Raw genomic sequence first — 24,968 nt, forward strand, 5'->3', positions numbered from 1 at the left:
TCGGCTCAGAGGTACTGACCCGCCGTCTGCCGCTCCGGACGCCACGGTCCCGTGCGCGCCTGCGCGACCAGCGCCTCGGTGGTGACCTGGTCCATCGTCTCCAGCACCGTCGCGCGCACCAGCTCCTTGAGGTCGGCGCCCGTCGCCCCGTCCGTGGCACGGGCCACCGCCTCCAGGTCGAGCGGGGCCTCGCACCAGGCGAGATAGCGCTGCAGGATCGAGACCCGGCCCTCGAGGCGGGGCGCCTCCATCTTGATGACGGTGTCGAAGCGGGAGGAGCGGCGCGCTGCCTTGTCGATCTTGCGGTGGTCGTTGGTCGAGGCGATCACCACGACGCCGCTGCGGTCGGCCAGGCCACCGTCCATCACGTTGAGGAACTCGCGCAGCCGGTGCGGGTTGGTCTGACCGCGCTCGCCGGCGATCAGGTCGAGGTCGTCCATCAGGATCAGGCAGGGTGACAGGTCCGCGGCGAGGTCGAACAGCTCGGTCATGTAGTTCTCGGTGACCTGGGTGCCGGGGATCAGCACGGTCGTGCGCCCGCTCAGCTCGTGGGCGACCACGGTGCCGAGCTGGGTCTTGCCGGTGCCCGGGGGACCGACGAGCAGGAGACCGGTGCTCGTGCCCAGGCCCCGCGACGTCAGGTCGTCGGCCAGGTCGAGCACCCGGTGCACCCGGTGATCGATCGTGTGCCACACCGAGTCGTCCAGCTTGAGCAGGTCACGCGACGCAGCCGGCGCGGCCCACCGCTTCAGCACGAGACCGGCGTTGTTGGCGGTGACCCGGTAGGCGCCGCGCCAGTACGGCGACTCGGACGTGCGGCAGGTGCGCAGGAAGGTGTCGAACTGGTCCTGGAGGTCGAAGCCGTCCTCGGCACGCCCCATCAGCTCCACGTCGGTGCCCCACTTGTCCGGGACGATGCGCAGGACGAGGGGAGCCTCCCCGAGCGTCCCGGCGGGCAGCAGCGCGGTCGCCGAGGAGAACGCCCGCACGTCACCGACCGCGCCGGGGATGGTGTGGGTCCGGGCCGGCAGGCGGGGATCCGCCCCGACGAGGTCGAGGCTCCAGCGCGTCTGGGCGTCGTACAGCCAGCGACCGACGGCGTGGGTGACCGGAGTGTCCGGGCACTCGCTCAGCACGACCAGCTCGGTGGCCTCGACGCCGAGTGCGGCGGCGGCGTACTCGTAGCCGGTGGGCGTGGTCGGAGCGCGCCGTGCGAACTCCCGGTCGATGGTGTCGGCCAGCAGTCGGAGGGCAGCGTGGGGCGCCTCCATGTGGAGGTCGAATGCGTCGATGTCGGTCATGGTCACCACCTTCGAGGGAGTCGGGTCGGATCGGGCACAGTTGGACAGTGTGCGCTCGCCCGACCGGTCGACGCCAATGGTTATCCAGGGGTCCGACATGAAGTCCGACATGAAGTCCGGCATGAAGTCCGGCATGAAGCTCGACATGAAGAAGAGCTCGACGCCTACCGTGCGCGTTGCGGTGAGTTCCGGGTCCTCGACCTCGCGCCGCAGGGCTACCTGATGGTCGACGGACAGGGCGACCCGAACACGTCACCGGCCTACGCCGAGGCGATCTCCGCCCTCTACCCGGTGGCCTACGGGCTGAAGTTCGCTTCGAGACGCTGGCTGAGGCTCGCGATGGCGGTCGCCACCACGAGATCTACCTGAGTGATGCCCGCCGGGTGGAGCCGGCCAGGCTGCGCACGATCCTGCGGCAGCCCGTGGTGCCGACTACCAGGTCCTGACCCACACGCAGTGCTCGGAGCCGCGCAGGGCGGCCACGGCCTCGGCCGACAGCGGCTCGGAGGCGTCGGTGACGACGTACCCGAGCCGGTCGCGGGTCGAGAGGTGCTGGCCGACGACGTTGTCACCTGCCTCGGCGAACGCGGCGTTGAGCTCGGCGAGGACGCCGGCCACGTTGTGGTGCAGGAAGCCGATGCGGTGTCCGGGCTCGTAGGTGCCGGGCAGGACGTCGGGCAGGTTGACCGACAGGGCAGTGCTGCCCTCGAGTGCGAACCGGGCGAGCTTCTCGGCCACGAACCAGCCGATCTCCTCCTGCGCCTCCTGGGTCGAGCCGCCGATGTGCGGCGTCAGGATGACGTTGTCGAGGCCGCGCAGCGGGGAGTCGAACGCGTCGCCCTGGGCCTTGGGCTCGGCCGGGAACACGTCGACGGCGGCACCGGCGATGTGGCCCGAGAGCAGGTGGTCGCGTAGCGGCGTGTAGTCGACGACCATGCCGCGGGAGGCGTTGATGAACAGGGCGCGCGGCTTCATGGCGGCGAACTCGGCGGGGCCGAAGAAGCCGGCGTTGCCGGGGCGACCGTCGACGTGGAGGCTGACGACGTCGGCGACGGCGAGCAGCTCCTTGAGGGTGCGCAGGCGGCGCGCGGTGCCGTGGGCGGGACGGTCGGCGGTGTCGTAGAAGACGACGTTCATGCCGAGTGCCTCGGCGACGGTCGACAGCTGGGTGCCGATGTTGCCGTAGCCGACGATGCCGAGGGTGCGTCCCCGCACCTCGTGGCTGCCCTTGGCGGACTTGTCCCACACGCCGTCGTGCATGCGCTGGGTCTTCTCCGGCAGGCGCCGGGCGAGACTGATGATCTCGGCGATGACCAGCTCGACGACGCTGCGCGTGTTGGAGTACGGCGCGTTGAACACGGCGATGCCGCGCTCGGCGGCGGCGACGAGGTCGACCTGGTTGGTGCCGATGCAGAAGCAACCGACGGCGACCAGCTCGCTCGCCTCGGCGAGGACGCGGTCCGTCACGGTCGTGTTGGACCGGATGCCGAGCAGGCTCACGCCGCTGAGGGCGGCGACCAGCTCGTCCTCGGACAGGGAGCCGGCACGGAGTTCCACGTCGTACCCGCGGCCCTCCAGGTACTCGACAGCGGCCGGGTGGATGTTCTCGAGGAGCAGGGCCTTCACGGGACAACCGTAGGGGAGGTCGGGACCTCAGGGCGAAGTGGCGACGCCCCGTGGGCGGCTCAGTGCTGGAGCGTGGGATCCCAGCGGTTGGCGATCAGCTTGAAGCTCGGGGTGTCGTCGAGCGAGGTCATCGCCTCGTAGATGCGCTCGTACTTGGTGGACGCGATCCGCCACGCGCCGTCGGCATCCTTGCGGTAGGTGTCGACGTAGTAGCCGCCGCCGCGGATCTGCACCTTGAAGTCCGGCACGATCACGGTGTCCTCGAACGCCCAGGATCCGGTCGCGGTGTCGCCGTCGACGTCGATCTCGGGGTGGTTGGCGATGTGGATGGTGACGATCCCCGGCCCGAGGTTCTGCGACATGTAGGTCACGACGTCGGCGCGCGAGTCGAAGTGCAGCGGCTGGTCCATCGCCTGGGTGCCGTAGCGGGCGGTGACGTCCTCGGCGAGGCAGTCGCCGAACTCGTCCCACAGCTTCAGGTCGAGGGTGCGGAAGTAGCGGTGCTTGAGGCGCTTGATCTGCTCGATCGCGACGAAGTCCATGGAGAGAGACTAGAACGTGTTTCAGTTCTGGTCGAGGGGTACGTCGCCGCCGGGCGAGGCCGAACTCCCGTCGCCCTCTTGCGTCGAACACCTGTTCGACTAGAGTTGGGTGCATGGCCGCCCCCACCGCACTCCCCTCGTAGGCCGCCATGGGCTGGAACAACCCACCCGTCCCGTGGAGCGAGCTCGAGCGCCGCATGTCCGGTCGAGCGCCGTCGATGGAGGCGCCGGTCTCGCGCCGCAAGCACCCGCGTGCCGAGCCGGAGGACATCAGCCGACCCGACCGCGTGACGCCGTACGCCGAGCTGCACTGCCACAGCCACTTCAGCTTCCTCGACGGGGCGAGCAGCCCCGGCGACCTGGCCCGTGAAGCCACCCGACTCGGGCTGCACGCCCTCGCCCTCACCGACCACGACGGCTTCGCGGGGGCACCGCTGTTCGCCGAGGCGGGGACCGACTACGGCCTGAGGACCGTCTACGGCGCCGAGCTCTCCCTGGGGCTCACCCGCACCCAGAACGGCATCCCCGACCCGGAGGGCAGTCACCTGCTGGTGCTCGCCCGAGGGGTCGAGGGCTACCACCGGTTGTCCGGGGCGATCACCGAAGCCGGTCTGCGGGCGCCCGAGAAGGGCAGCCCCGCCCACGACCTGGACGAGCTCGCTGCGAGGGCGGAGGGCCACTGGCTGGTCCTCACTGGATGCCGCAAGGGGACGGTCCGCCAGGCCCTCGCCGCTCAGGGGCCACGCGCTGCCGCCGCTGAGCTGGACCTGCTCCTCGACCGGTTCGGGCGCGAGCACGTCGTCGTCGAGCTCGTCACCGGTGACCACCCCGGCATCGACGAGACCAACGATCTGCTCACCCGGATCGCCGACGACCGGCGGGTGCCGGTGCTCGCCACCGGCAACGTGCACCACGCCACCCCGGGCGAGCGTCGTCTCGCCGCGGCGATGGCGGCCGTACGAGCCCGGCGGAGCATCGCCGAGCTCGACGGATGGCTCGACCTCTCCGGGGGAGCGCACCTGCGCAGCGGGGAGGAGATGTTGCAGCGCTTCGCGCACCGGCCCGACGCGGTGCACCGCAGCGTCGTACTCGCCGACGAGCTGGCCTTCGACCTGCACAAGGCACAGCCGAAGCTGCCCAAGCAGATGATCCCGGAGGGACACACCCCGATCTCCTGGCTGCGCCACCTCACCGAGATCGGCTTCGCCCAGCGCTACGCCTCCACCCCGCTCGCCGAGCAGGCGCGCCACCGCGTCGACCGCGAGCTCGCCGTGATCGAGGCCAAGGACTTCGCCGGCTACTTCGTGATCGTCCACGACATCGTCGCCTTCGCCCGCAGCCAGGGGATCCTCTGCCAGGGGAGAGGGTCCGCGGCGAGCTCCGCGGTCTGCTACGCCCTCGGGATCACCGCCATCGACTCGGTCTACTTCAACCTCCCCTTCGAGCGCTTCATCTCCCAGCACCGCGACGAAGAGCCCGACATCGACGTGGACTTCGACTCCGACCGCCGCGAGGAGGTCATCCAGTGGGTCTACGACACCTACGGACGGCGCAACGCTGCCCAGGTGTGCAATGTCGTGAGCTACCGCCCACGGATGGCGGTGCGCGACGCGGCGAAGGCACTCGGCTTCTCGCCCGGCCAGCAGGACGCGTGGTCGAAATCGATCGATGGGTGGGGCAGTGAGGTCGAGAAGGGTCTGGGCATCCCCGACCAGGTCGCCACCCTCGCCGAGGAGCTGATGGGAGCGCCACGACACCTCGGCATCCACTCCGGCGGCATGGTCCTCACCGAGCGCCCGATCGGCGAGGTCTGTCCGATCGAGAAGGCACGGATGCCCGGACGCACCGTGCTGCAGTGGGACAAGGACGGCTGCGAGTCCATGGGGCTGGTGAAGTTCGACCTCCTCGGCCTCGGCATGCTCGGCGCGCTGGACCACATGATGCGGCTGGTGGAGGAGCACACCGGCCGGCGTTGGAGCCTCGAGACGTTGCCGCGCGAGGAGTCCGAGGTCTACGACATGCTCTGTCGCGCCGACTCGATCGGCGTCTTCCAGGTCGAGTCCCGTGCCCAGATCGGCACCCTGCCGAGGCTGAAGCCCCGCTGCTTCTACGACCTCGCCATCGAGATCGCCCTCATCCGTCCCGGGCCGATCCAGGGCGGCGCCGTGCATCCCTACATCCGGCGGGCCACCGGGCGTGAACCGGTCACCTACGACCACCCGAGCCTGCGTCCGATCCTCGAGCGCACCCTCGGCGTCCCGCTCTTCCAGGAGCAGCTGATGCAGATGGCGGTCGCGCTCGGCGACTGCACGCCCGACGACGCCGACCTGCTGCGCCGCGCGATGGGGTCCAAGCGGGGCGTCGAGCGGATCGAACGGGTCAAGGACAGGCTCTACCAAGGCATGGCGAAGAAAGGCATCACCGGCGACCTCGCCGACGGGATCTACGTCAAGATCCTCTCCTTCGCCGGCTTCGGCTTCGCCGAGTCCCACTCACTCAGCTTCGCGCTGCTGGTCTACGCCTCCTCCTGGTTCAAGCTGCGCTACCCGGCAGCCTTCCTCGCCGGTCTGCTCCGCAACCAGCCGATGGGCTTCTACTCGCCCCAGTCGCTCGTCGCCGACGCTCGCCGCCACGGTGTCACCGTGCTGCCGCCGGACATCGGGCTCTCCGGTGCCAAGGCCGGGCTGGAACGCTGTGAGGCGCACGGTCGCGACCGGCACCGGTACGACGACGGACTGGCCGTCCGGCTCGGGCTCGACGCCGTGAAGGGGATCGGCAGCGAGCTCGCCGAGCGCATCGTCGAAGAGCGTCGCACCTCGCCGTACGACGACCTGCGTGACCTGTCCCGGCGCGCCGGCCTCACCACGACGCAGCTGGAGGCGCTGGCCACCGCCGGTGCATTCGACGGACTGGGCCTCGAGCGTCGCCAGGCGATCTGGATGGCGGGCTATGCCGAGCACGACGGCCAGCTGCCGGGCACCACGCCCGCTCCGGCCCCGCCGACGCTGCCGGGGATGAGCCCGCTGGAGACGACGCTGGCCGACCTGTGGGCGACCAGGATCTCCACCGACATCCACCCGGTCGAGCACTTCCGCGAGACCCTGCGGTCCGCCGGGATCCTCGCCGTCGGCGACACGGCGACGGCGGCGGCCGGTCGCCGCGTGCACGTCGCCGGGTTGATCACGCACCGTCAGCGTCCCGGGACGGCCGGCGGCGTCACCTTCATCAACCTCGAGGACGAGACCGGGATGCTCAACGTGGTCTGCTCGCAGGGAGTGATGCGGGTGCACCGTCAGGCGGCCCGCAACAAGGTGGCCGTCGTCATCCGCGGCCAGCTGGAACGACAGGACGGCGTGACCAACCTCCTGGCGGATCGGATCGAGTCGCTCGACACCGTTCTCCCCGGAGCCGGTGCGGCTCTCCAGGCGCGACAGACGTCGCGCGACTTCCGGTGAGACCCTTGGAGGGGAGCCCGATTCCAGTTCGGCGAAGCGCCTGGGGTAGTCTTCCGGTCGCTCCGGACGGCGATCCCGTACGGAGTGATTCGGGCTGTAGCGCAGCTTGGTAGCGCACCTGACTGGGGGTCAGGGGGTCGCAGGTTCAAATCCTGTCAGCCCGACCGAAAAGTAGCCTCTGACCTGCTGAAACACAGGTCGGGGGCTCCTTGTCGTCTTGAGCCATTCCGGCTTATGGCACGCTTTGCGCATCAAAAACCATCTGGTGAAGGTTCACCACACCTAGCGAGCGATATTCGAACAGATATCATCGGCGGTTGGCTGAGGACACGATCATCGCGCGAGCACGCCGGGGGAGCGGGCTGTCCCAACGCGCGCTGGCGCACCGTTCAGGCACCTCCCAACCCACACTGTCGACCTACGAACGCGGCACCAAGCCGCCCACCCTCACCGTCCTTGAACGGATCGTCCACACCTCCGGCTGCGACCTCGACCTGACTTCACGGGTGAGATTCACCAACCACCTGGGCTCGCGCGGTGAGCCCTACGTGGTTCCGGACCGGCTGTGGCGCCTGGACCTCGAGACCGCTTTCGCTGAAGTGGTCCTCCCGGGCCATCTGCACTGGTCGGGCCCCTCGCGTGCCTACCGACTCGCTGAGCGGGCTGATCGGGCCCGGGTCTACGAGATCGTCCTTCGCGAGGGCGCCGCCCCGGACCTGTTGACCTACCTCGACGGGGCACTGCTGCTCGACCTGTTCGACGAGCTGATCATCCCGCCAGCCCTACGCAAGGCGTGGGCCCCAGCGATCGACCGGTACCGAAACACAACCCCATGAATGACGCCATGGATGACGCTGTGAGTGGTGAGCCGGGCGAGGAGCCCGGAGGGCGGCTTCGCCGACCGGCGGGCAGGTGATGTGCCCGCCGCTGGTCAGGCTCTCCTCGCGGCCGTCGGTGGACGCGGGTACCGGCGTCGGGGGCAGTTCGCGCGTAGTCGTCGCGGTCATCGGCGCTTGGGCTCGCCCCGCTGCCACCAGTCGCGCGACCGCTGATCATCGACCAGGCTCGCTGTGAACTCGACGTCGTCGAGGTTGCAGAACTTCCAGAGCTCTTTCGCGGCCCGGCTGTACTGAAAGATCACTTGGTCGACGTCGAAAGCGTCAACCTCGCCGGCGCGGAAGCGGTCGACCTCTGCAGCTACGCGTCGGACGAGAACCTCCAACTGAGCCTCGTGGTAGGACATCACCTTTTCTTGCGCTGCCCGCCTCGTGGAGTTGCCGGTCATGAACCGACGCTAGCGACCCCCGGCACCTACGGGAACCGAGGCCAAGCGACTACGACGACTACGACCTCAACTTTCGACGTAGAGCCGGCGCGTCCGCTTCGACACCGGCATGGTCGGACGGCTGCGAGAAGCCGACTGGAGCCATCCCGAGTCGACCTCCGGGATCAAACGATGATGATCACGAACACGGTGACCACGAACAACAAGAGGAACAGGAGGAACAGGTCGCTGCTCACCACACCGCGATCGGCTGGCAGCGGTGTGGTCGTCACTCTGCTTGGCGGGGTCCCGGGCCAGGGTGGTCAGCGATCGAGCGGTCCGAGGCAGACAGGCTGCCGGCGCGCCAACCAGCACATCACCCTCATTGAGGGTCTAAACTGCATAATCGACCGCCGAATTATCTAGTTTAGACCGTCTGTGAGGGCTTCTTGTGCACTCTTTCGTCGACCTTGATCGAGTCCTCGGCGCTGTGCCAGCGCCCTTGGTGATGACGCTGCGCGACATCGACCGCGGCCAAGGTAGCGAGGGCCTGTACCTGAACCAGGTGCCCGACCTGCTCACCGAGTTGGCTAACCGGGCCCGAGTCGCGAGCATCACTGCGTCGTCTGCCCTTGAGGGCGTCGTCGTCAAGAACCGCAGCCGTGCGGCCGCCATCATCGCCAACAAGCCCATCGAGCTGCGAACGCGCAGCGAACAGGAGTTCGCCGGCTACCGTGCTGCCCTCGATTACCTGTTCGCCGAGGACCGGCGCCCCTTGAACGTCGGCTTGCTTCTTCACCTGCACCGGCTCCTGTTCGCGGAGGCCAAGGCCACCGGGGGGACTTTCAAGGAGAGCGACAACCTCGTCGTCGACCGGTCTCCCGACGGCGTACAGACCGTCCGATTCAAGCCTGTTCCTGCCGCTCGCACCGAGTACTACGCCGCTGAGCTCATCGACCGCTACACCGACGCCGTGAAGGCAAACCAACACCACCCGGTGCTCCTCGTCGGCCTGTTCGTCCTCGATCTGCTCATCATTCACCCATTCGATGACGGCAACGGTCGTGTGGCGCGCGCGCTGACGAACGCCCTCCTCGCTGAGGCTGGCTATGGGGTAGGCCGCTACGTGTCGCTTGAACAGCTCATCGCCGAATCTGCCGACGGCTACTACCAGGCGTTGCTCGACTCAACTCACAACTGGAACGACCACGTCAACGACCCGTGGCCCTGGCTGCACTACTTCAGCCAGCTCCTCGCTCGCGGCTATGCCCGGTTCGCTGAGGGCGTCACTGCGGACCGGTCTGGGGGCACGAAGACCGAACGCGTCCGCGAGCACGTCTTGCGGCACAGTGCCCCCGTCTTTGCGATCTCCGACGTCAGAGCCGCGCTACCCGGAATCAGCGATCCAACCATCCGCCTCGTCCTCAATGACCTCAAGGATGAAGGACTCCTCAAACCCCAGGGCACAGGACGCTCCGCCGTGTGGTTGCGCGTCACCACCTAAGACACACCAAGCACGCCTTCCGCAGCACCGAATGACTGTCTAAAGACCCGACAGCGGCATGTGAGTGCGTTCGGCGACTACCCAAGAACTTGGCTGAGCACCTGCTCGCGGTCCTCTCCGGTGGCGTCGGCCAATCGCTCCACCAATCTGGCGGCAAGGCCGTACAGAACGTGCACGGCTGCATCCGGACCAGGGTGCGCCTGGGCTGCTTCGTCCAGCCAGTTCAGTTCGTCTGCGTCGTTACCGGCCCATCCAGCCCGCATCGCCTGCTGGATCGCCTTCCGCCGGATGCGGTCGTCTTTCCTGGCCGCGTCGCGGGCGGCACGCTTCTCCGACGGACTCACCACGGGGCGCTCAGTCATGCCTGAGTATCTAACGCTCATCGGCACGACCGCGCGCGTGTCGCGGCGTGGTCGGGCGCTTGCGCTCCGACAGCGGCATGGTCGGGCGCTACTGCGGCTCGGTCAGTCGTTCTCGCAGGTAGGTGATCTCTCTCCAGGCAACTGGCGTTGCGCCTGCGGTCGGTTGAAGACCGTGTTCCCGTACGGGTCCACGCCAGCGAGGAGCGGCGTGTCACGCAGGTTAAGAGCGTCGTACGGCGCCTTCCAAGCAACTGAACTCTCGTCCAGCCGGTCACCACGCTCGGCGTTCCAGTTGCGGACCCAGATACTGATTGGCACTTCGTGATTCTCACACGAGGCAGCCGCCCGACCATCGGCATGAGCGTGCGCTTGTGCTGCGCCTGATGGGGGGTTGAGTTCGAGCATTGGGCTGATCATCTTTGGGTGATGCGCGGCGACGTTGGTTCGGAGCCGGTGCTCATTTCTACGTGGTCGCCCAGGATCAACGGTCACCAGTCGTCGACCCCTCCCGCCCAGCCCAGGTCCACCACTGTCCGGGCAAACAGGCAAGACCTCCCCGGGACGTCGGGGAGGCCTTGCAGGTTGCCTCGCGGAGAGAGGCTCGACGTCAGTCGACGGTGATCCGCAGGACGGTGCGGTACTGGTCCCCATCCTCGACGACCGAGATGCCCAAGGTGCCGAGCGCGTCAGCGTCGTCGCCGGTGAGTGCACCCTCGCTGAACTCCTCCAGCCACTCACCCGCGTTGATGTCGGCGTACATCGTGATGATGGCGTCGTCCGCACCGGGCAGTGCGCGCTCGAAGGCGTCGCTGTCGGCCAGGGTCTTCTTCGCGTCGGCGATCTCCTCGAGGTAGGAGACGTCCGGTCCGATCACCACGGCGTCACCGTCGCGGCGGGACTGGAAGAACGAGTCGTCCTTGCCCTTGGAGAGCTTGGCCAGTGCCTTCTCGATCGCGTCGGCGTTGCCGGTGACCCGCGCGGCAATCGGAGGGGTCTTGGAGCCCTCGTCCTCGAAGTCGAAGAAGTCGGCGAACGCCTTCTCGAAGCCGGGCTTCGCTGCAAAGGCGATGGTGTCACCGCCGATGGTCTCCAAGTCCTTGATGGTGAGTCCGGTCGACTTTTCGAAGGTGTCGAGTACGTCCTTCTCGTCGACCTCCTCCCCGAAGGAGAAGGCGAGCTGACCGTCCAGGACGGTCCGCTTGCCCCAGTCGTCGGCAAGTCCTCCACCGAAGGCGATCGCAGTGTCCGCGGGCAGCGCGGCGATCGCCGAGGTGCCGTCGGTGCCGTCGTAGCGGCCGTTGAAGCCGCCGATCAGCGGGTCGCTGACGGTTTCGATCTCCAGGGTTCCGTCGTCGAAACGGACGATTCCGCCGAGTCCGGAGAAGCCTTCGATGTCCTTGCGTAGGTCGGCCGGGACCTCGATCCCCTCGAGTTCTTCGTCGATGAACTCCTCCTCGTCGAACTCCTCCTCGTCGAACTCCTCTTCGGAGAGGTCGCCGTACTCCTTCTCGTAGAACGCCTCCATCTCCTTGTCGAGTGCCTCCTGCTCGGCGGGCGTGAGGTCGTCGTAGTTCTCCATGCGTTCGTGGAGCCGACGCTCCTCCGGCGAGAGTGAGGCCTCGTACTCGGCCTGCATCTCCTCGAGCTCCTCGTCGCTGAGCTCGAGGTCTTCTCCGGCGTACACATCGTCCGAGGAGTCGAAGGATCCGAACAGCTGGCTGAAGCCGACGACGCTGGCCAGCGGGTCGGAGCCGGCCAGGAGGGGAAGGACTGCGAACGAGAGGTACGGGTCCTTGTCGACTTCCTCGAGGAGGGCCTTGCCGGCCTCGGGCGCGAGGAAAGCGGTCATGACGCCGGCGCTCCCGGCCGACTTCGTCAGCTTCTGGAAGTCGGAGTCCTCGGCAAGGGTGCGTCCCTTCGCGTTGTCGGCGACCTGGCGGGCGATCTCGGTGGTCTCCGCGAGGATGGCCCACTTCTCGCCGACGACGTAGCCGAGCTCTCCCTCGCCGCACTCGCGGACGATCTTCTCGAGGCGCTCCTTCGCCTTCGCGGCGTCGTCCACCTGGACGGCCGCGACGACGGTCGGCTCGTCCAGGGGTACGACGGCCATCGCGGCCCGGTCGCCGGCCCAGGAGGTGATGGCGCTGGCGTCGAGGTCGCATCCGCTGTCAGCGGTGACCTCGCCGACGATCGAGTCGCGCAGGTCGTCGGCGCTTCCGAGGCCGAGCTCCTTCTTCAGCGTGGGGAGCTTGCGCAGCGTGTTGAACGCCGCGACCTTCTGGCCGCCCGGCGGGTCGAGGTCGACGGCGAGGTAGGCCAGGGTGTTGGCCGGCAGCGCCTCGGCAGCCTGCGGGCCCTGGGCGTTCCAGACCTGCCACGCCCAGGCTCCGCCTCCGACGACGGCGGCCACGCCGACGACACCGGCGACGGCGGCTGCGCGGCGTCGTGGCCGCGGGGTCGGAGCTGATGGGGTGGGGGTGGCATCGATCAGAGTCACCGGCGTCACCGTAGTTGGCTTCGGCGATCCTCACCGAGGGTTTGCCGAAAGTGTGGTTGCTGTAACCGTTGGTTGCAGATAACTTGGGGTCATGGGAAGCGTCGGAACCAGCCAGCAGGACTACCGCGAGATCCTCCAGACCCTCTCCGAGGCGTCGGTCGAGCACCACTTCGACGCGTTCGTCGACGTACCGTGGGAGGACCCGGAGTTCGCGATCGATCCGGCGGACCCGCGTTGGATCCTGCCGAAGGTCGATGCCCTGGGCGGCACCGACTGGTACCAGTCGCTGTCGGTCGAGCGGCAGATCGAGGTCGGGTTCTACCGACAGACCAACGTGGTCAAGGTCGGTCTCCAGTTCGAGCAGGTCCTGATCGCGGGCCTGATGATGTACTGCCTCGACCTGCCCAACGGGCGCCCGGAGTTCCGCTACTCCACGCACGAGGCGACCGAGGAGTGTCACCACACCCAGATGTTCCAGGAGTTCGTGAACCGGACCGGACTGGACGTCGCCGGGTCGCACACCCTCTTCCGGGCGCTGGGCCCGCTGCTCCCGCTCGCGGCCAAGCACCTGCCCTTCATCTTCTTCATCGGTGTCCTCGGGGGAGAGGAGCCGATCGACTACGTCCAGAAGGTGATGCTCCGCTCGGGCGAGCCGATGCATCCGCTGCTCGAGCGGATCAGCCAGATCCACGTCGCCGAGGAGGCGCGCCACATCGGCTTCGCCCACCAGTACCTCGAGCACCGCGCGCCGCGCCTGGGGCGCGTGCACCGCGGGGTCGCCTCCGTGCTGACGCCGATACTGATGCGCGTCCTGTGTGACGCCATCGTGATCCCGGGCGCCAAGGCCGTGCGCGACATGGGCATCCCCAAGGACGTCGTTCGCGAGGTCTGGTGGGAGAGCCCGGAGTCGCGCAGGTTCCTCCAGGACATGTTCGGCGACGTCCGCATGCTCGCCGAGGAGCTCGGCCTGATGAACCCGGTCTCCCGTCGGATCTGGCGCGCGCTCGGCATCGCCGGGCGCCCGAATCGGTTCCGCAGCGAGCCCGCCCGCGCTGCCTGAGGTCGACCGGGTTCAGGCGTCCCGCGGCGTCAGGCTGCGGCGCATGTCGATCACCCACTGCTTGTAGGCGAGGTGGCTGGCCCGCAGCTCCTCGCCCGGCCAGTCGGCCGGTAGGAGCTCGGCTGGCAGCACCGGGTCCGTGAGCAGGTGTCGCCCCGACGTCGCGCAGGCGGTGAACCGCAGCACCGGGTCGTCGGTGGCCGTGGCGTCCAGCAGCGCGCGCGCCGTCGCGCTCCAGGTGTCGAGGTCCCACATGCGCCCGGCCAGTGCCTGCGGATCCGCGACCTCGGCGCCGGCGAAGCGCTCACACACCTCTGCGACCGGGTCCGGCCACTCGGGTTCGAGATTGGCGGGGCGGGTCCAGACTCCTTCCCGGAGCTCGGCGAGCCGGAGCTCGGCAAGGATGGCGCGCAGGTCGGCTCGATCGGCCGCCGTCCGGCCCATGGTGGTCACCACCACGACATCCCAGGCGCCGTCCCAGGTGCCGTCGGTGGTGCGCCGGGCGGGATGGGTTGCCCGTTCCTGACGACGCTGCCGCTCGAGCAGGCGCTCGGAGAGCTGGTACTGCCCGTCGTCGCTGCGGATGACGTCGCCAGCGCTCGCCATCCGGGAGAGCGCGACCCGCACCGTCGGCTCGGCGAACCCGACGACCGACGCGGCTGCGGCCAGCTCGCGCGACGACAGACTGGTCACGTCGGCGCCCAGGAGCAGCGTGAGCAGGGCAGACCGGGTCGAGACCGGCTTGAGGGCGGGGGAGGCGAGGACCATGGTGCGGCCGATGTTACGAGATCACGACAGACGTCGTACAACTGTTGTGATCTATGTCTAACATTCTTGGCGCAGCTGTCGGCAGTGTGTAACGGTTCCGGCATGACGCAGAACTCAGCCAGCCAGCGGCTCACCGGACGTACCCTGATGATGTCCGGCGGCAGCCGGGGGATCGGTCTCGCGATCGGTCTGGCCGCGGCCCGCGAGGGCGCCAACGTGGTGCTCCTCGCCAAGACCGACGTGCCGGATCCCCGTCTGCCCGGAACGGTCCACTCCGCCGCGGCCGAGATCGAGGCGGCCGGGGGCCAGGCCCTCGCCGTCGTCGGTGACGTCCGCGACGAGGCCTCGGTGGACAACGCCGTGGCCCGCGCCGTCGAGCGCTTCGGCGGCATCGACATCTGCGTCAACAACGCCTCGGCCCTGGCGCTCGACTCCACCGCCGACCTGCCGGTCAAGCGCTTCGACCTGATGACCCAGATCCAGCTGCGCGGGACCTACCTGTTGACCCGGGCCTGCCTGCCGCACCTGCAGCAGGGCACCAATCCCCACATCCTGTCGCTGTCGCCGCCGCTCAACATGTCGCCCGAATGGCTGGGCAAGCACCCGGCGTACACGCTGGCGAAGTACGGCATGTCCCTGCTCACCCTGGGCTGGGCCGCGGAGTACGCCGCCGACGGGATCGCCGCCAACTGCCTGTGGCCCGAGACCCTGATCGCCACGGCTGCGGTCCAGAACCTGCTGGGTGGCGACGGCGCGATGGACCGGGCCCGCTCGCCCGAGATCGTCGCCGACGCTGCGATCGAGGTGCTCACCGGCCCGTCGCGGGAGTACACCGGTCAGGCGCTCCTCGACGTCGAGGTCCTGCGGGCCGCCGGCGTCACCGACCTGTCGGCGTACGGCGGTACCGGCGAGCTGGAGTACGACATCTTCGTGGATGCGCCGTCCTGAGGGCGCTCACCGACTGTTGATCGCCTGCTCGGTGCCGAGGCGTGCCCGGGCTGCGGCCCGCACGCCCGCGTCGCGGGAGCCGGGTGCGGCGTGGCCCGCCGACGCCGTGCCCTTCCACGTGCCGCGGATGCCGTGGTCGCGCTGCATCCGCGAGAAGTAGTCGACCACCTCGACCTCCTTGGCCCGCAGTGCGAGCTCGGTGGAGGTGGTGACCTCGGGAGGTGCGTGCTCGGCCTGGATCGCCGCCGCCCGGGCGTCGTCGCGGGCACGGGCGAGCCGGTCGCCGACGTGGTCGGCCCAGGCCTCGTAGAACGCGGCCCTGGCCGTCGAGCCGTGCACCGGACGGTCCTCCCAGGCGCGGCGCCGGGCGTTCCACACCTGCCGGGTGTCGGTCTTGTGTGCCCCGGACCTCAGGTGAGCGTCTCCGTCGGCCACCATCTGCATCACCAGTGAGGCGTAGAGCGCCTTGACGACCGCGATGTCGCTGGGGAAGCCGTAGAGGGTGACCCGGGTGTTGCTGGTGTAGATCGCCACCCGGACGTCGTTGGCGCGGGCGATCTCGAGGACCAGGCGGACGTAGCGTGCCAGCGACCGGGTGCCGGACTCGCCGATCAGCACGGTCTCCCAGGCCGGGTCCTGGCGTTGCTCCTCCGAGCGCGCGGTCGCCCGCGCGACCGCCAGGGCGATCTGGTGGCGGGTCGCAAGCGTCTGGGCCTTCTCGAAGAACGCGTCGCGCTCGGCCGTGTTGGTCGTGCGTTCGGCCTGCCGCAGGAGTCGACCGATCCGCAACAGCGTGCGGTCCTCGTCGTCGACGCCGGTGTCCAGACCGGAGACGCGGTAGGCGGTGTGCAGGAGGTCGGCCACCACGGGCATGCCGATGTCCTCGAGCAGGCGCAGGAAGTTGGTGCGGAAGGCGGGTCCGTGACCGTCGCTGCCGGACAGGTGGTGTGCGACCTCGTGCAGGACGACCGCCCCGCGCAACGACCAGGCGCCTCCGATCTCGCGCGGGGGCAGGGCGATGACACCGCGCAGGGGGAGCTCGTGGCGCTCATAGTGAGCCTTGAGGCGACCGCGACGGCTCCGCACCGCGATCGGCACCCGGGCCAGGTCGAGCCCCGTGCCGTCGTCGTACGACGCCTCGGCGGTCATGAGATGGTCGAGGACCCGGTCCACGAAGGTCTGGACGTGGGCGGGATCGGTGAAACGGGGCTCGGTCTCGGGAGAGAACTCGTGCACTGACGAACCCACCCGGACCCGGACGGGTTCGCCCGGGTGTCGGCTGGACTCGTCGAGCCAGCCGGCGAGCAGGTCTTCGGCCGCGTAGACCGCTGAGGTGTCGTCAACCATGGCAGCACCCTTCCAGTCGGTCCCGATCAAATGGTCATCAGGAGTTTCTCAGGGTGGGGGTTAGCAACGTCGGGAGGTGGGGATAGCCTCCTCGCGCGGCAACAAGCCGTCGAACCCTCACCAAGACACCCCCGGGGACACCACATGCACAAGACCCTCCACCGATTCCTTCTCCTCGTCGTCGCGCTGGCGACGGGGGCCATCTCCCTGGTCGCGGTCGCGCCTGCTGCACATGCCGCGCCTGCCGCCACGGTCTCCAAGATCTCTTCGACCAAGACGGTGGTCCTCCACGGCACCACGGTCAAGATCTACGGTTGCGGCACGCTTCCGGCGTACGGAGACTGCATCTCCGAGCCCGGCGCTGCTGCGCCGTTCGGCACGCTCACCCTGCAGCGCCGACTGGTCGGCTCGACGTCGTGGACCAACATCTCCTCGCGCAAGGCGTCCGACAACCCGGTCTCCAGCTGGATCCTCACGCCGACCGCGTCGGCCTACTACCGGGTTTCCTGGAACCCCGGCGCACCCGAGACCTACGCGCCGACCACCACCAGCGCCCGCCAGACCCGCCTGATCCGTGTCGCGCGCAACCTGCACGACGGCTGGACCAAGAGCTCGTTCCGCTTCTACGGCAAGGTCACCCCGAGCTACTCGCGCAAGCCCGTCTACATCCAGAAGACGACCTGCTCGAACCCGACCGCCTCGACCTGCAAGTGGACCAGCCACAAGACGCTCACCACGACGTCGGCCGGCAACTGGTCCGTCAAGCTCCCGGCGTACTCCCGCACGACCTACTTCCGCGCGTACGTCAAGCCCAGCAGCGGCTACGCGCCGAGCTACTCGCGGTACTACATCGAGACCAAGAAGTACCGTCCGGCCGCGCGCATGACGCGCTGACCTTCACCACTGAAGAGGTCAGGCCGACTCGACGAAACCGGCTGCAGGGCTCGCGCCCTGCAGTCGGTTTCGCAATTCCACGAGCTCGGTGATCGCATCGACGAAGCGCCCGGTGCTGTCACCGACGCCGTTGTCGTCGAAGTAGTGGTGACGCATGGCTGCGCGGGCGATCCGATGCTCGTCGTGCTCCAACCGGGCCTCGAGCAGCTCCTCGAGGTCGGCCAGGGTGTCGGCGTCCACCACGTCCGCGCAGCGGCTGACGGGGACCTCGCGGCGCAACCGCTCGCTGTCGTGGTGCCGGTCGGTGATCAGGATCGGCTTGTCGGTCTGGAGGTAGAGCCAGTCCAGGCCGACGGAGGAGACGTCGGTGATCATCGCGTCGCAGCCGGGGAAGACGGCGAGGATGTCGCCCTGCCACACGGCAGCGTGACCGGCGTCGGGGTCCTGATCGGCAGCGCGCTCGATCAGGTCGAGGATCGCCTGGTGCCCGTCGCGGATGGCCGGGGTCTGGCTCGTGGTCACCTTGGGGTGCGGCTTGTAGACCAGTCGCACGCCGGGCACGGCCAGTGCGGCCCGCACGATCGCCGGACCGAACACGTCCACGGAGGTGTAGTCGTTGTACTCCGCGTCGCCCTCCCAGGTCGGCGCGTAGAGCACGGTACGACGCTCGCTCGGCGGGAGCAGGGGAGCTGGACGCAGGTCGAGCTGCGGACGCCCGATGCGCACGAGCCGGTCCTCGTCGAGCTCCATCAGCGCGAGGTGGTGGCGCTGCACGGCGGCCTCGCCGGCCACGAACACCCGGTCGTAGGCCTTGGCGTTGTTGCTCACCATGCTCTGCTTGTCGCTCTCGCCGTGGTTGATGTGCACGTGCATCATCCGGCCGTCGAGCAGCGAGTTGAAGTTGAACATGGAGTTGTTGCAGTAGACGACGACGGCCGGGTCGAGGTCGTCGTACATCGTGGCGAGGTCGGCGAAGCCGGGGGCGAAGTACACCGGCAGCGACGTGCGCTCCTCGAGGATCGCGCGGGTGCCGGCGTCCCGCGTGAGGATGCCCACCGGCTGGCTGGCGTCGAGACGCTCGAGCACCGGAATCCATTGCAGGAGCTGGTAGACCCGGGTCGGGTCGTCAGCGAAGTAGGCGATCACGCGAGGCTTCTGCACCAGCGGATGTTACGGCTCCGTAGGTCACCGGAACGAACCGACGAGACCACTGGATGTTGCGTTTCGGTAACCTCTGCGGATGCCTCGCGTTCGCCGCCTCGTGAACCGCTCCATCCATGCCGTGTGGCAGTGGGTCGAGCGGGCTGGGGACGTCGGCCCGGGGACCGATCTCGCGCAGCGTTTCGGAACGTTCGGCGAACACAGCTGCCTGGCCTTTCCGATGGCGACGATCGTCAACCCGAGCGCGATCCACGTCGGCAGCGGCACGCTGATCGGGAAGTACTCCACGCTCTCCGTCGGCTACGGCCCGACCCAGGAGGTGCTCCCGGAGCGAGGCCTGGTCGTGGGGGACCGCTGCGTGCTCGGCGCCCGGATCTGCATCACCGCCCACGAGTCGATCGAGATCGGCGACGACGTGTGGTTCGGGCAGGACGTCTTCGTGTCCGACGCCAGCCACGGCTACCAGAACCCCGACATCCCGGTCGGTCTCCAGTTCGGTGCGCACCAGCCGGTGCGGATCGGATCGGGAACCTGGATCGGCCACGGCGCGATGATCCTCCCCGGGACCACGATCGGTCGCAACGTCGTGGTCGCAGCGGGATCCGTCGTGCGGGGCGTGGTCGAGGACCACGCGGTCGTCGGCGGTGTGCCTGCCCGCGTGATCCGTCGCCTCGAGCCGGGCCAGGGCTGGGTGTCGGCCAACGGAAACGGCGAGCTCCGCGGCCTCGCGGGGATCCCGCAGTGAGCCACAGCGGGCTGCCGGTAGGCTGGACGCTCTCGAAGTGAACGACCGGTACAGCAACGTGGGCAGGAGCCGCACACCCCGATGACTGCCTGGCTCCTGCTGGGGCTCGCCATTCTCCTCATCCTCGCGTGCGGACTGTTCGTCGCGGCGGAGTTCGCGCTCGTCACCGTCGACCGAGGACAGGTCGACCGCCTTGCCGCCGAGGGTGACGCCTCGGCGATCGGTGTGCAGAAGGCACTGCGCTCCCTGTCGACCCAGCTCTCCGGCGCGCAGGTCGGCATCACCATCACCAATCTCGCGATCGGGTTCTTGGCCGAACCGGCCATCGCCGAGCTGTTGCGCTCCCCGCTGCAGGACGCCGGTGTCTCCGAGGGCGCCGTCACGCCGGTCGCGGTGGCGACCGGGCTCGTGCTCAGCACGCTGCTGACGATGCTGATCGGCGAGTTGGTGCCGAAGAACGTCGCCATCGCCGTGCCGTACACAACCGCTCGCCTCACCCAGGGCCCGATGCGCGCGTTCACCGCAGCAGCGAGAGGTCCGATCCGGGTTCTCAACGGCAGCGCCAACGCGATCGTCCGGCGACTCGGGATCGAACCCCAGGAGGAGCTCCGCTCGGCGCGCAGCGTCACCGAGCTCGCCTCACTGATCCAGCGCTCGGCGGACGAGGGCACGCTGGATGCGGACACGGCCGAGCTCATGGAGCGGTCGGTCGAGTTCGGCAGTCGCACGGCCGGCGAGATCATGACCCCGCGGGTGCGGACCCGGTCGCTCGAGACGAACGACCGCGCGAGCGCGGTGATCCTCCTGGCGCGTGAGTCCGGCAACTCCCGGTTCCCCGTCCTGGACCAGACCGACGCGGTGGTCGGGACGGTCCACGTCAAGAATGCTGTGGCGCTCCCGTTGCACGAGCGTGCGACGACGAAGGTCAAGCACCTCATGGCCAAGCCGATCGTCGTACCCGACTCGTTGCGCCTCGACCCGCTGCTGGCCCTGCTGCGTGCCGACGGCTTCCAGATGGCGATCGTCCTGGACGAGTACGGCGACCACGCCGGCATCGTCACGCTGGAGGACGTCATCGAGGAGATCGTCGGCGACATCGCCGACGAGCACGACCGGTCGGGCAGCCGCGGACGGCTGCGACGCGACGGCACCTGGTCGCTCTCGGGCCTGCTGCGCCCCGACGAGGTCGAGGACCTGACCGAGGTCGAGCTGCCCGAGAGCGAGGACTATGACACCGTCGCCGGCCTCGTGCTCAAGATCCTGGGCCGTATCCCGGTCGCGGGCGACCAGGCAGAGATCCCGCTGCCTGCGGACGGCGACGACGACGAGGACGCCCCCGCCCGCCGGGCCGTCCTGACCGTCGACCACATGGACGGCCTGCGCATCGACCGGGTCTCCCTGCGCGTCGAGGAGGTGGAGTCGAGCGATGGGTGACCTCGGTGGCGTGCTGCTCGCCGTCTTCCTGCTCGCAGCCAACGCCTTCTTCGTGGGGGCCGAGTTCGCACTGATCTCGGCGCGCCGCAGCCAGATCGAGCCTCGCGCCCAGGCTGGCTCGCGGATGGCCAGGATCACCCTGACGGCCATGGAGCAGGTCTCGCGGATGATGGCGGGCGCCCAGCTGGGCATCACCATCTGCTCCCTGGGCCTCGGCGCGGTCGGTGAGCCCGCCCTCGCCCACCTCATCGAGCCGGTCTTCCACGAGCTCCACGTCCCCGAGGACTGGCTGCACCCGGTGGCGTTCGTGATCGCCATGACCATCGTGGTCTTCCTGCACGTCGTCCTGGGGGAGATGGTCCCCAAGAACATCGCGATCGCTGGTCCCGAGCGCGCGGCGCTGGTCCTCGGCCCGCCGATGTACGCCATCGTCCTGGTGCTGCGCCCGCTGATCGCCTCGATCAACGCGATCGCCAACGCCATTCTGCGGCTGCTGAACATCGAGCCGAAGGACGAGCTCGGGAGCACCTACACCCGTGAGGAGGTCGCTGCGCTCGTCGAGGAGTCGCACGGCGAGGGCCTGCTCGCCGAGGAAGAGTACGACCGCCTCTCCGGCGCGCTCGGCTTCACCGAGAAGAGCGTCGCCGTGGTCACCATGACGCCCGACTCGCTCGCAACGGTGCGTCGCGGTGCCACCGGCGCGGAGGTCGAGGCTCTCTGTGCCGCCACCGGCTTCAGCCGGTTCCCGGTGGTCGCCGACCAGGAGGACGGCTCGGTGGACCTGGTCGGCTACCTGCACATCAAGGACATCCTCGAGCCCGACGAGGAGCGCCGGGAGCGTCCGGTCGCCGACCGTTGGATCCGGCCCTTCGCGACGGTCACCGAGGACACGCTGCTCCACGACGCCCTCGAGGTCCTCCAGCGCCGCGGGTCCCACATGGCCCGCGTGGTCACCGGCGACGGTACGACGATCGGCGTCGCAGCGCTCGAGGACGTGATCGAGGAACTCGTCGGAGAGATCCGCGACGCGGCGCACTACGACGACGCGACGGGCAACTAGGGTGGCGGGCGTGGGCGAAGCGGTGACGCGCGAGGATCGCGAAGGTGACCGGGTGCTGACCATCCCCAACCTGATCAGCGCCTCGAGACTGCTGGGCGTGCCCCTCTTCCTGTGGCTGGTGCTCGGTCCCGAGGCCGACGTCTGGGCGCTGGTCGTGCTGATGGTCTCCGGAGTGACCGACTTCCTCGACGGATGGCTCGCGCGCAAGCTGAACCAGACCTCCGAGCTGGGCCGGTTGCTCGACCCGGTCGCGGACCGGCTCTACATCCTCGCCGTCGTCGTGGGTCTGGCGATGCGTGAGGTCATCCCGTGGTGGCTGGCGCTCTCGCTGCCGCTGCGCGACCTGCTGCTGTGGGGACTGGTCCCCGTCCTCCGGACCCGCGGCTACAGCGCGCTGCCGGTGCACTTCCTCGGCAAGGCCGCCACCTTCAACCTGCTCTACGCCTTCCCGCTCCTGCTCCTCGGCGACGGTGACGGCACGATCGCCACACTGGCCCAGGTCTTCGGGTGGTCCCTGGCCCTGTGGGGCGTCGGGCTCTACTGGTGGGCCGGCGTCCTCTACGCCTGGCAGGTCCGCAAGCTCCTCGCCACGACCGAGCCGCGTTCGCGTTCCGGCGGCTGACCGTGACGGACACCGAGGACCGCGCCCGGACTCCACTGCTGACCCTGATCACGCTGGAGGCCGTCGACAAGGACTACCAGGTCGCGGCCTCGCGTCGCTCGCCCGACCACCACGCCGGCCCGGGGCTCCGGCTCGCCGTCGTCGGCGTGGTTGCCGCCTTCGCGGTGCTGGTCACCGTCGCGGCCGTGCAGACCTCGCAGAACGCCGACGTCAACGACGCCAGCCGCTCCAGCCTCATCGAGCGGATCGAGTCCCGCCGCGACCGGGTCAACAGCCTCCAGAAGGAGATCGCGGGCCTGCGCAGCGACAACCAGGACGCCGAGGACCGCCTGCGGTCACTCGGCACCCAGTACGCCGACGCCCAGACCCGCCGGGCCTCGCTGGCCGCGCTCACGGGCTTCGACCGCGTCCGGGGTGACGGGGTACGGGTCCGGATGGACAACCCGCCGTACGCCGACGAGAACTCCTCCATCCGGGACGCCGATCTGGCGCTGCTCGCCAATGCGCTGTGGGGGGCCGGGGCGGAGGCCATCGCCATCAACGGCCAGCGGCTCACCGCCGCCAGCGGGATCCGCAACTCAGGTCTCGCGATCGAGGTCCACGGCATCGGCATCGCGCCGCCGTACACGGTCACGGCGATCGGCGACCAGCGCAACCTGTCGGCGAATTTCGTCGACTCGGAGGCGGGCCTGCAGCTCATCGGCCTGACCGAGCAGTACGGCTACTCGTACGACATGGAGAATGTGGACGACCTCAGGCTGCCCGCAGCTCCCGCGTCACTGCGGGCGTTGCGTTCGGCGACGTACGAACCCAAGCCCCGGATCAAGGGAGGTGGCACGCCGTGATCGCAGTGCTCGGACTGCTCGTCGGTGTCGTCCTCGGACTGGTGTTCCAGCCCGACGTCCCACTCGGCCTCGAGCCGTACCTGCCGATCGCCGTCGTCGCGGCGCTGGATGCCGTCTTCGGCGCGCTCCGCGCCTATCTCGACGGCATCTTCGACGACAAGGTCTTCGTCGTCTCCTTCGTCAGCAATGTCTTCATCGCGGCCGGGATCGTCTACCTCGGTGACCGGCTCGGCGTCGGCGGCCAGCTCTCCACCGGCGTGATCGTCGTGCTCGGGATCCGGATCTTCACCAACGTCGCCGCCATCCGGAGGCACGTCTTCCATGCCTGAGCCCGAGTCGCCCACCGAGGAGACGCCGAGCGAGCTGACCCCCACGGGGCGGCTCCGTCGGGCTGCGCTGCGTCCCTCGCGGCGCCAGATCGTCGTCGGACTGCTGATGGCGGTCCTCGGCTTCGCCGCCGTGACGCAGGTCCGGGTCGCCGGAACCGACGAGACCTACGCCGGGTTGCGCGAGCAGGAGCTGATCGACCTGCTCAACGCACTCTCCGGCACCCGCCAGCGCACCGAGTCCGAGATCGGGCGCCTCGAGGAGGTCGCCTCGGGACTGCGCGACGAGACCACCAAGCGTCAGACCGCGCTCGAGCAGGCCGAGACCGAGTCGGACACGCTGAGCATCCTCGCCGGCCTCGTGCCGGTGACCGGCCCGGGCACCCGGATCACGATCAACGAGGAGGAGGGTCGGATCCGGCTCGCCTCCCTGCTCGACACGATCCAGGAGCTGCGCACCGTCGGTGCGGAGGCGATCGCGATCAACGGCACCGTCCGGGTCGTCGCCCAGACGTCGTTCGTGGAGACCGAAGGCGGGTTCACCATCGACGGCGAGCGGGTCGAGGCACCGTACGTCATCGACGCCATCGGCGAACCGGGCGTGCTGCGTGCGGCGATCGATTTCGCCCTCGGCCCGAAGAAGCAGATCAAGGAGGACGGCGGCACGATCGAGGTCCGGGAGCTGCGGGCCGTCGACATCGAGGCCGTCACCCGACGCGACGAGCCTCGCTACGCCCTGCCGGACCAGGGGCAGTAACCTTCTGGCCATGACGAACCCCGCGGACCTGAAGTACACCGTCGAGCACGAGTGGCTGCGCCAGCCCGGCGAGGCCGCGGGCTCGGTCCGGGTGGGCATCACCGACTTCGCCCAGGACGCCCTCGGCGACATCGTCTACGTCTCCCTGCCCGAGGTCGGCGCCTCCGTGACCTCCGGCGAGGCCTGCGGCGAGCTGGAGTCGACGAAGTCGGTCAGCGACGTCTACGCCCCGGTCACCGGCGAGATCGTCGCGGTCAACGAGGCGCTGGACGCCACGCCCGAGCTGGTCAACAACGACCCGTACGGCGCCGGTTGGCTCTTCGAGGTCGTCCCGGCCACCGACGGTGACATCGAAGGACTTCTCGACGCGGCCGCATACGAGGCACAGCTCGACGTCTGATCCGGTACGTTCGTACGTATCCGTTTCCGGTCCGTCGCTGTCCCCCCGAG

At 69.0% G+C, this 24,968-nt stretch carries 25 protein-coding genes and 1 tRNA gene; 17 read left to right on the plus strand and 9 right to left on the minus strand.

Features of this window, described 5'->3' with window-relative positions; all coding sequences use genetic code 11:
- Nucleotides 1-5 precede the first annotated feature (5 nt).
- The gene (locus tag ASE01_RS18495; protein WP_056755824.1) at nucleotides 6-1,301 is read right to left on the minus strand and encodes an AAA family ATPase; all 1,296 of its coding nucleotides are present in this window, start codon (nucleotides 1,299-1,301) and stop codon (nucleotides 6-8) included.
- Between ASE01_RS18495 and ASE01_RS24840 the strand changes: the two genes are divergently transcribed.
- Entirely contained in the window at nucleotides 1,300-1,524 is a 225-nt protein-coding gene (locus ASE01_RS24840; protein ID WP_056755829.1) for a hypothetical protein, read from the plus strand. The genes ASE01_RS18495 and ASE01_RS24840 overlap by 2 nt on opposite strands.
- Complete coding sequence (locus tag ASE01_RS25065; protein WP_200958913.1) at nucleotides 1,524-1,670, plus strand: hypothetical protein; 147 nt, start codon at nucleotides 1,524-1,526, stop codon at nucleotides 1,668-1,670. Before ASE01_RS24840 ends, ASE01_RS25065 begins: the two co-directional genes overlap by 1 nt.
- 63 nt (nucleotides 1,671-1,733) lie before the next feature.
- On the opposite strand, the gene serA is transcribed toward ASE01_RS25065, so the two are convergent.
- Nucleotides 1,734-2,927 (minus strand): phosphoglycerate dehydrogenase, encoded by a 1,194-nt coding sequence (gene serA, locus ASE01_RS18505; RefSeq protein WP_056755832.1) that lies wholly within the window; start codon nucleotides 2,925-2,927, stop codon nucleotides 1,734-1,736.
- A gap of 59 nt (nucleotides 2,928-2,986) precedes the next feature.
- Nucleotides 2,987-3,469 (minus strand): nuclear transport factor 2 family protein, encoded by a 483-nt coding sequence (locus tag ASE01_RS18510; RefSeq protein WP_056755833.1) that lies wholly within the window; start codon nucleotides 3,467-3,469, stop codon nucleotides 2,987-2,989.
- 149 nt (nucleotides 3,470-3,618) lie between these two features.
- Between ASE01_RS18510 and ASE01_RS18515 the strand changes: the two genes are divergently transcribed.
- The 3 genes from ASE01_RS18515 to ASE01_RS18525 all read left to right on the plus strand — a co-directional run bounded on the left by ASE01_RS18515 (nucleotide 3,619) and on the right by ASE01_RS18525 (nucleotide 7,760).
- Nucleotides 3,619-6,924, plus strand: coding sequence for an error-prone DNA polymerase (locus ASE01_RS18515; protein ID WP_056755834.1), 3,306 nt, complete (start codon nucleotides 3,619-3,621; stop codon nucleotides 6,922-6,924).
- Between the two features lie 90 nt (nucleotides 6,925-7,014).
- Nucleotides 7,015-7,088: transfer RNA gene (locus ASE01_RS18520), tRNA-Pro, on the plus strand.
- 153 nt (nucleotides 7,089-7,241) lie between these two features.
- Nucleotides 7,242-7,760, plus strand: coding sequence for a helix-turn-helix domain-containing protein (locus ASE01_RS18525; protein WP_056755838.1), 519 nt, complete (start codon nucleotides 7,242-7,244; stop codon nucleotides 7,758-7,760).
- Nucleotides 7,761-7,927: 167 nt separating this feature from the next.
- Here ASE01_RS18525 and ASE01_RS18530 read toward each other — a convergent pair whose 3' ends face one another.
- Nucleotides 7,928-8,209 carry a hypothetical protein gene (locus ASE01_RS18530; RefSeq protein WP_056755841.1) on the minus strand — a complete coding sequence of 94 codons (282 nt, stop codon included), beginning with the start codon at nucleotides 8,207-8,209 and terminating at the stop codon, nucleotides 7,928-7,930.
- Between the two features lie 487 nt (nucleotides 8,210-8,696).
- On the opposite strand from ASE01_RS18530, the gene ASE01_RS18535 reads away from it, so the two are divergent.
- Nucleotides 8,697-9,692 carry a Fic family protein gene (locus ASE01_RS18535; protein WP_200958914.1) on the plus strand — a complete coding sequence of 332 codons (996 nt, stop codon included), beginning with the start codon at nucleotides 8,697-8,699 and terminating at the stop codon, nucleotides 9,690-9,692.
- Nucleotides 9,693-9,769: 77 nt separating this feature from the next.
- On the opposite strand, the gene ASE01_RS18540 is transcribed toward ASE01_RS18535, so the two are convergent.
- Together ASE01_RS18540 and ASE01_RS18545 are read right to left on the minus strand one after the other, a co-directional pair.
- Entirely contained in the window at nucleotides 9,770-10,054 is a 285-nt protein-coding gene (locus ASE01_RS18540) for a hypothetical protein (RefSeq protein ID WP_056755844.1), read from the minus strand.
- Between the two features lie 607 nt (nucleotides 10,055-10,661).
- Nucleotides 10,662-12,551, minus strand: a complete 1,890-nt coding sequence (locus ASE01_RS18545) for a DUF3352 domain-containing protein (protein WP_162260317.1) — start codon at nucleotides 12,549-12,551, stop codon at nucleotides 10,662-10,664.
- A 91-nt stretch (nucleotides 12,552-12,642) separates the two neighbouring features.
- Here ASE01_RS18545 and ASE01_RS18550 point away from each other — a divergent pair, with 91 nt between their 5' ends.
- Entirely contained in the window at nucleotides 12,643-13,611 is a 969-nt protein-coding gene (locus tag ASE01_RS18550) for an AurF N-oxygenase family protein (RefSeq protein WP_056755851.1), read from the plus strand.
- A 12-nt stretch (nucleotides 13,612-13,623) separates the two neighbouring features.
- Here ASE01_RS18550 and ASE01_RS18555 read toward each other — a convergent pair whose 3' ends face one another.
- Nucleotides 13,624-14,379, minus strand: a complete 756-nt coding sequence (locus tag ASE01_RS18555) for a PaaX family transcriptional regulator C-terminal domain-containing protein (RefSeq protein ID WP_056755853.1) — start codon at nucleotides 14,377-14,379, stop codon at nucleotides 13,624-13,626.
- Between the two features lie 102 nt (nucleotides 14,380-14,481).
- Here ASE01_RS18555 and ASE01_RS18560 point away from each other — a divergent pair, with 102 nt between their 5' ends.
- Entirely contained in the window at nucleotides 14,482-15,327 is an 846-nt protein-coding gene (locus ASE01_RS18560; protein WP_056755855.1) for an SDR family oxidoreductase, read from the plus strand.
- Nucleotides 15,328-15,333: 6 nt separating this feature from the next.
- Here the strand turns inward: ASE01_RS18560 and ASE01_RS24095 are convergent, their stop codons facing one another.
- Nucleotides 15,334-16,674: a DUF2786 domain-containing protein gene (locus ASE01_RS24095; RefSeq protein ID WP_157537544.1), complete on the minus strand. Its 1,341-nt coding sequence runs from the start codon at nucleotides 16,672-16,674 to the stop codon at nucleotides 15,334-15,336.
- Between the two features lie 144 nt (nucleotides 16,675-16,818).
- Between ASE01_RS24095 and ASE01_RS18570 the strand changes: the two genes are divergently transcribed.
- Nucleotides 16,819-17,568, plus strand: coding sequence for a hypothetical protein (locus ASE01_RS18570; protein WP_056755857.1), 750 nt, complete (start codon nucleotides 16,819-16,821; stop codon nucleotides 17,566-17,568).
- 18 nt (nucleotides 17,569-17,586) lie between these two features.
- Here the strand turns inward: ASE01_RS18570 and ASE01_RS18575 are convergent, their stop codons facing one another.
- Nucleotides 17,587-18,729: a CDP-glycerol glycerophosphotransferase family protein gene (locus tag ASE01_RS18575; protein ID WP_157537546.1), complete on the minus strand. Its 1,143-nt coding sequence runs from the start codon at nucleotides 18,727-18,729 to the stop codon at nucleotides 17,587-17,589.
- A gap of 79 nt (nucleotides 18,730-18,808) precedes the next feature.
- On the opposite strand from ASE01_RS18575, the gene ASE01_RS25510 reads away from it, so the two are divergent.
- The 8 genes from ASE01_RS25510 (at nucleotide 18,809) to gcvH (ending at nucleotide 24,918) form a co-directional block, all read left to right on the plus strand.
- Nucleotides 18,809-19,474, plus strand: a complete 666-nt coding sequence (locus ASE01_RS25510; RefSeq protein WP_056755864.1) for an acyltransferase — start codon at nucleotides 18,809-18,811, stop codon at nucleotides 19,472-19,474.
- Nucleotides 19,475-19,555: 81 nt separating this feature from the next.
- Nucleotides 19,556-20,908 (plus strand): hemolysin family protein, encoded by a 1,353-nt coding sequence (locus tag ASE01_RS18585; RefSeq protein ID WP_056755866.1) that lies wholly within the window; start codon nucleotides 19,556-19,558, stop codon nucleotides 20,906-20,908.
- Complete coding sequence (locus ASE01_RS18590; RefSeq protein WP_056755869.1) at nucleotides 20,901-21,968, plus strand: hemolysin family protein; 1,068 nt, start codon at nucleotides 20,901-20,903, stop codon at nucleotides 21,966-21,968. Before ASE01_RS18585 ends, ASE01_RS18590 begins: the two co-directional genes overlap by 8 nt.
- A gap of 10 nt (nucleotides 21,969-21,978) precedes the next feature.
- On the plus strand, nucleotides 21,979-22,590 hold the full coding sequence (locus ASE01_RS18595; RefSeq protein WP_056756918.1) for a CDP-alcohol phosphatidyltransferase family protein: 612 nt from the start codon (nucleotides 21,979-21,981) through the stop codon (nucleotides 22,588-22,590).
- 2 nt (nucleotides 22,591-22,592) lie between these two features.
- On the plus strand, nucleotides 22,593-23,435 hold the full coding sequence (locus tag ASE01_RS18600) for a DUF881 domain-containing protein (protein WP_056755872.1): 843 nt from the start codon (nucleotides 22,593-22,595) through the stop codon (nucleotides 23,433-23,435).
- Entirely contained in the window at nucleotides 23,432-23,764 is a 333-nt protein-coding gene (locus ASE01_RS18605) for a small basic family protein (RefSeq protein ID WP_056755874.1), read from the plus strand. The genes ASE01_RS18600 and ASE01_RS18605 overlap by 4 nt, the downstream gene beginning before the upstream one ends.
- On the plus strand, nucleotides 23,757-24,518 hold the full coding sequence (locus tag ASE01_RS18610; RefSeq protein ID WP_056755878.1) for a DUF881 domain-containing protein: 762 nt from the start codon (nucleotides 23,757-23,759) through the stop codon (nucleotides 24,516-24,518). Before ASE01_RS18605 ends, ASE01_RS18610 begins: the two co-directional genes overlap by 8 nt.
- Nucleotides 24,519-24,528: 10 nt before the next feature.
- A complete protein-coding gene (gene gcvH / locus ASE01_RS18615) occupies nucleotides 24,529-24,918 on the plus strand; it encodes a glycine cleavage system protein GcvH (protein WP_056755883.1) in 390 nt (129 codons plus the stop codon).
- Nucleotides 24,919-24,968 lie beyond the last annotated feature (50 nt).

The sequence above is a fragment of the Nocardioides sp. Root190 genome (genome assembly GCF_001428565.1).
Taxonomy (GTDB): Bacteria; Actinomycetota; Actinomycetes; order Propionibacteriales; family Nocardioidaceae; genus Nocardioides.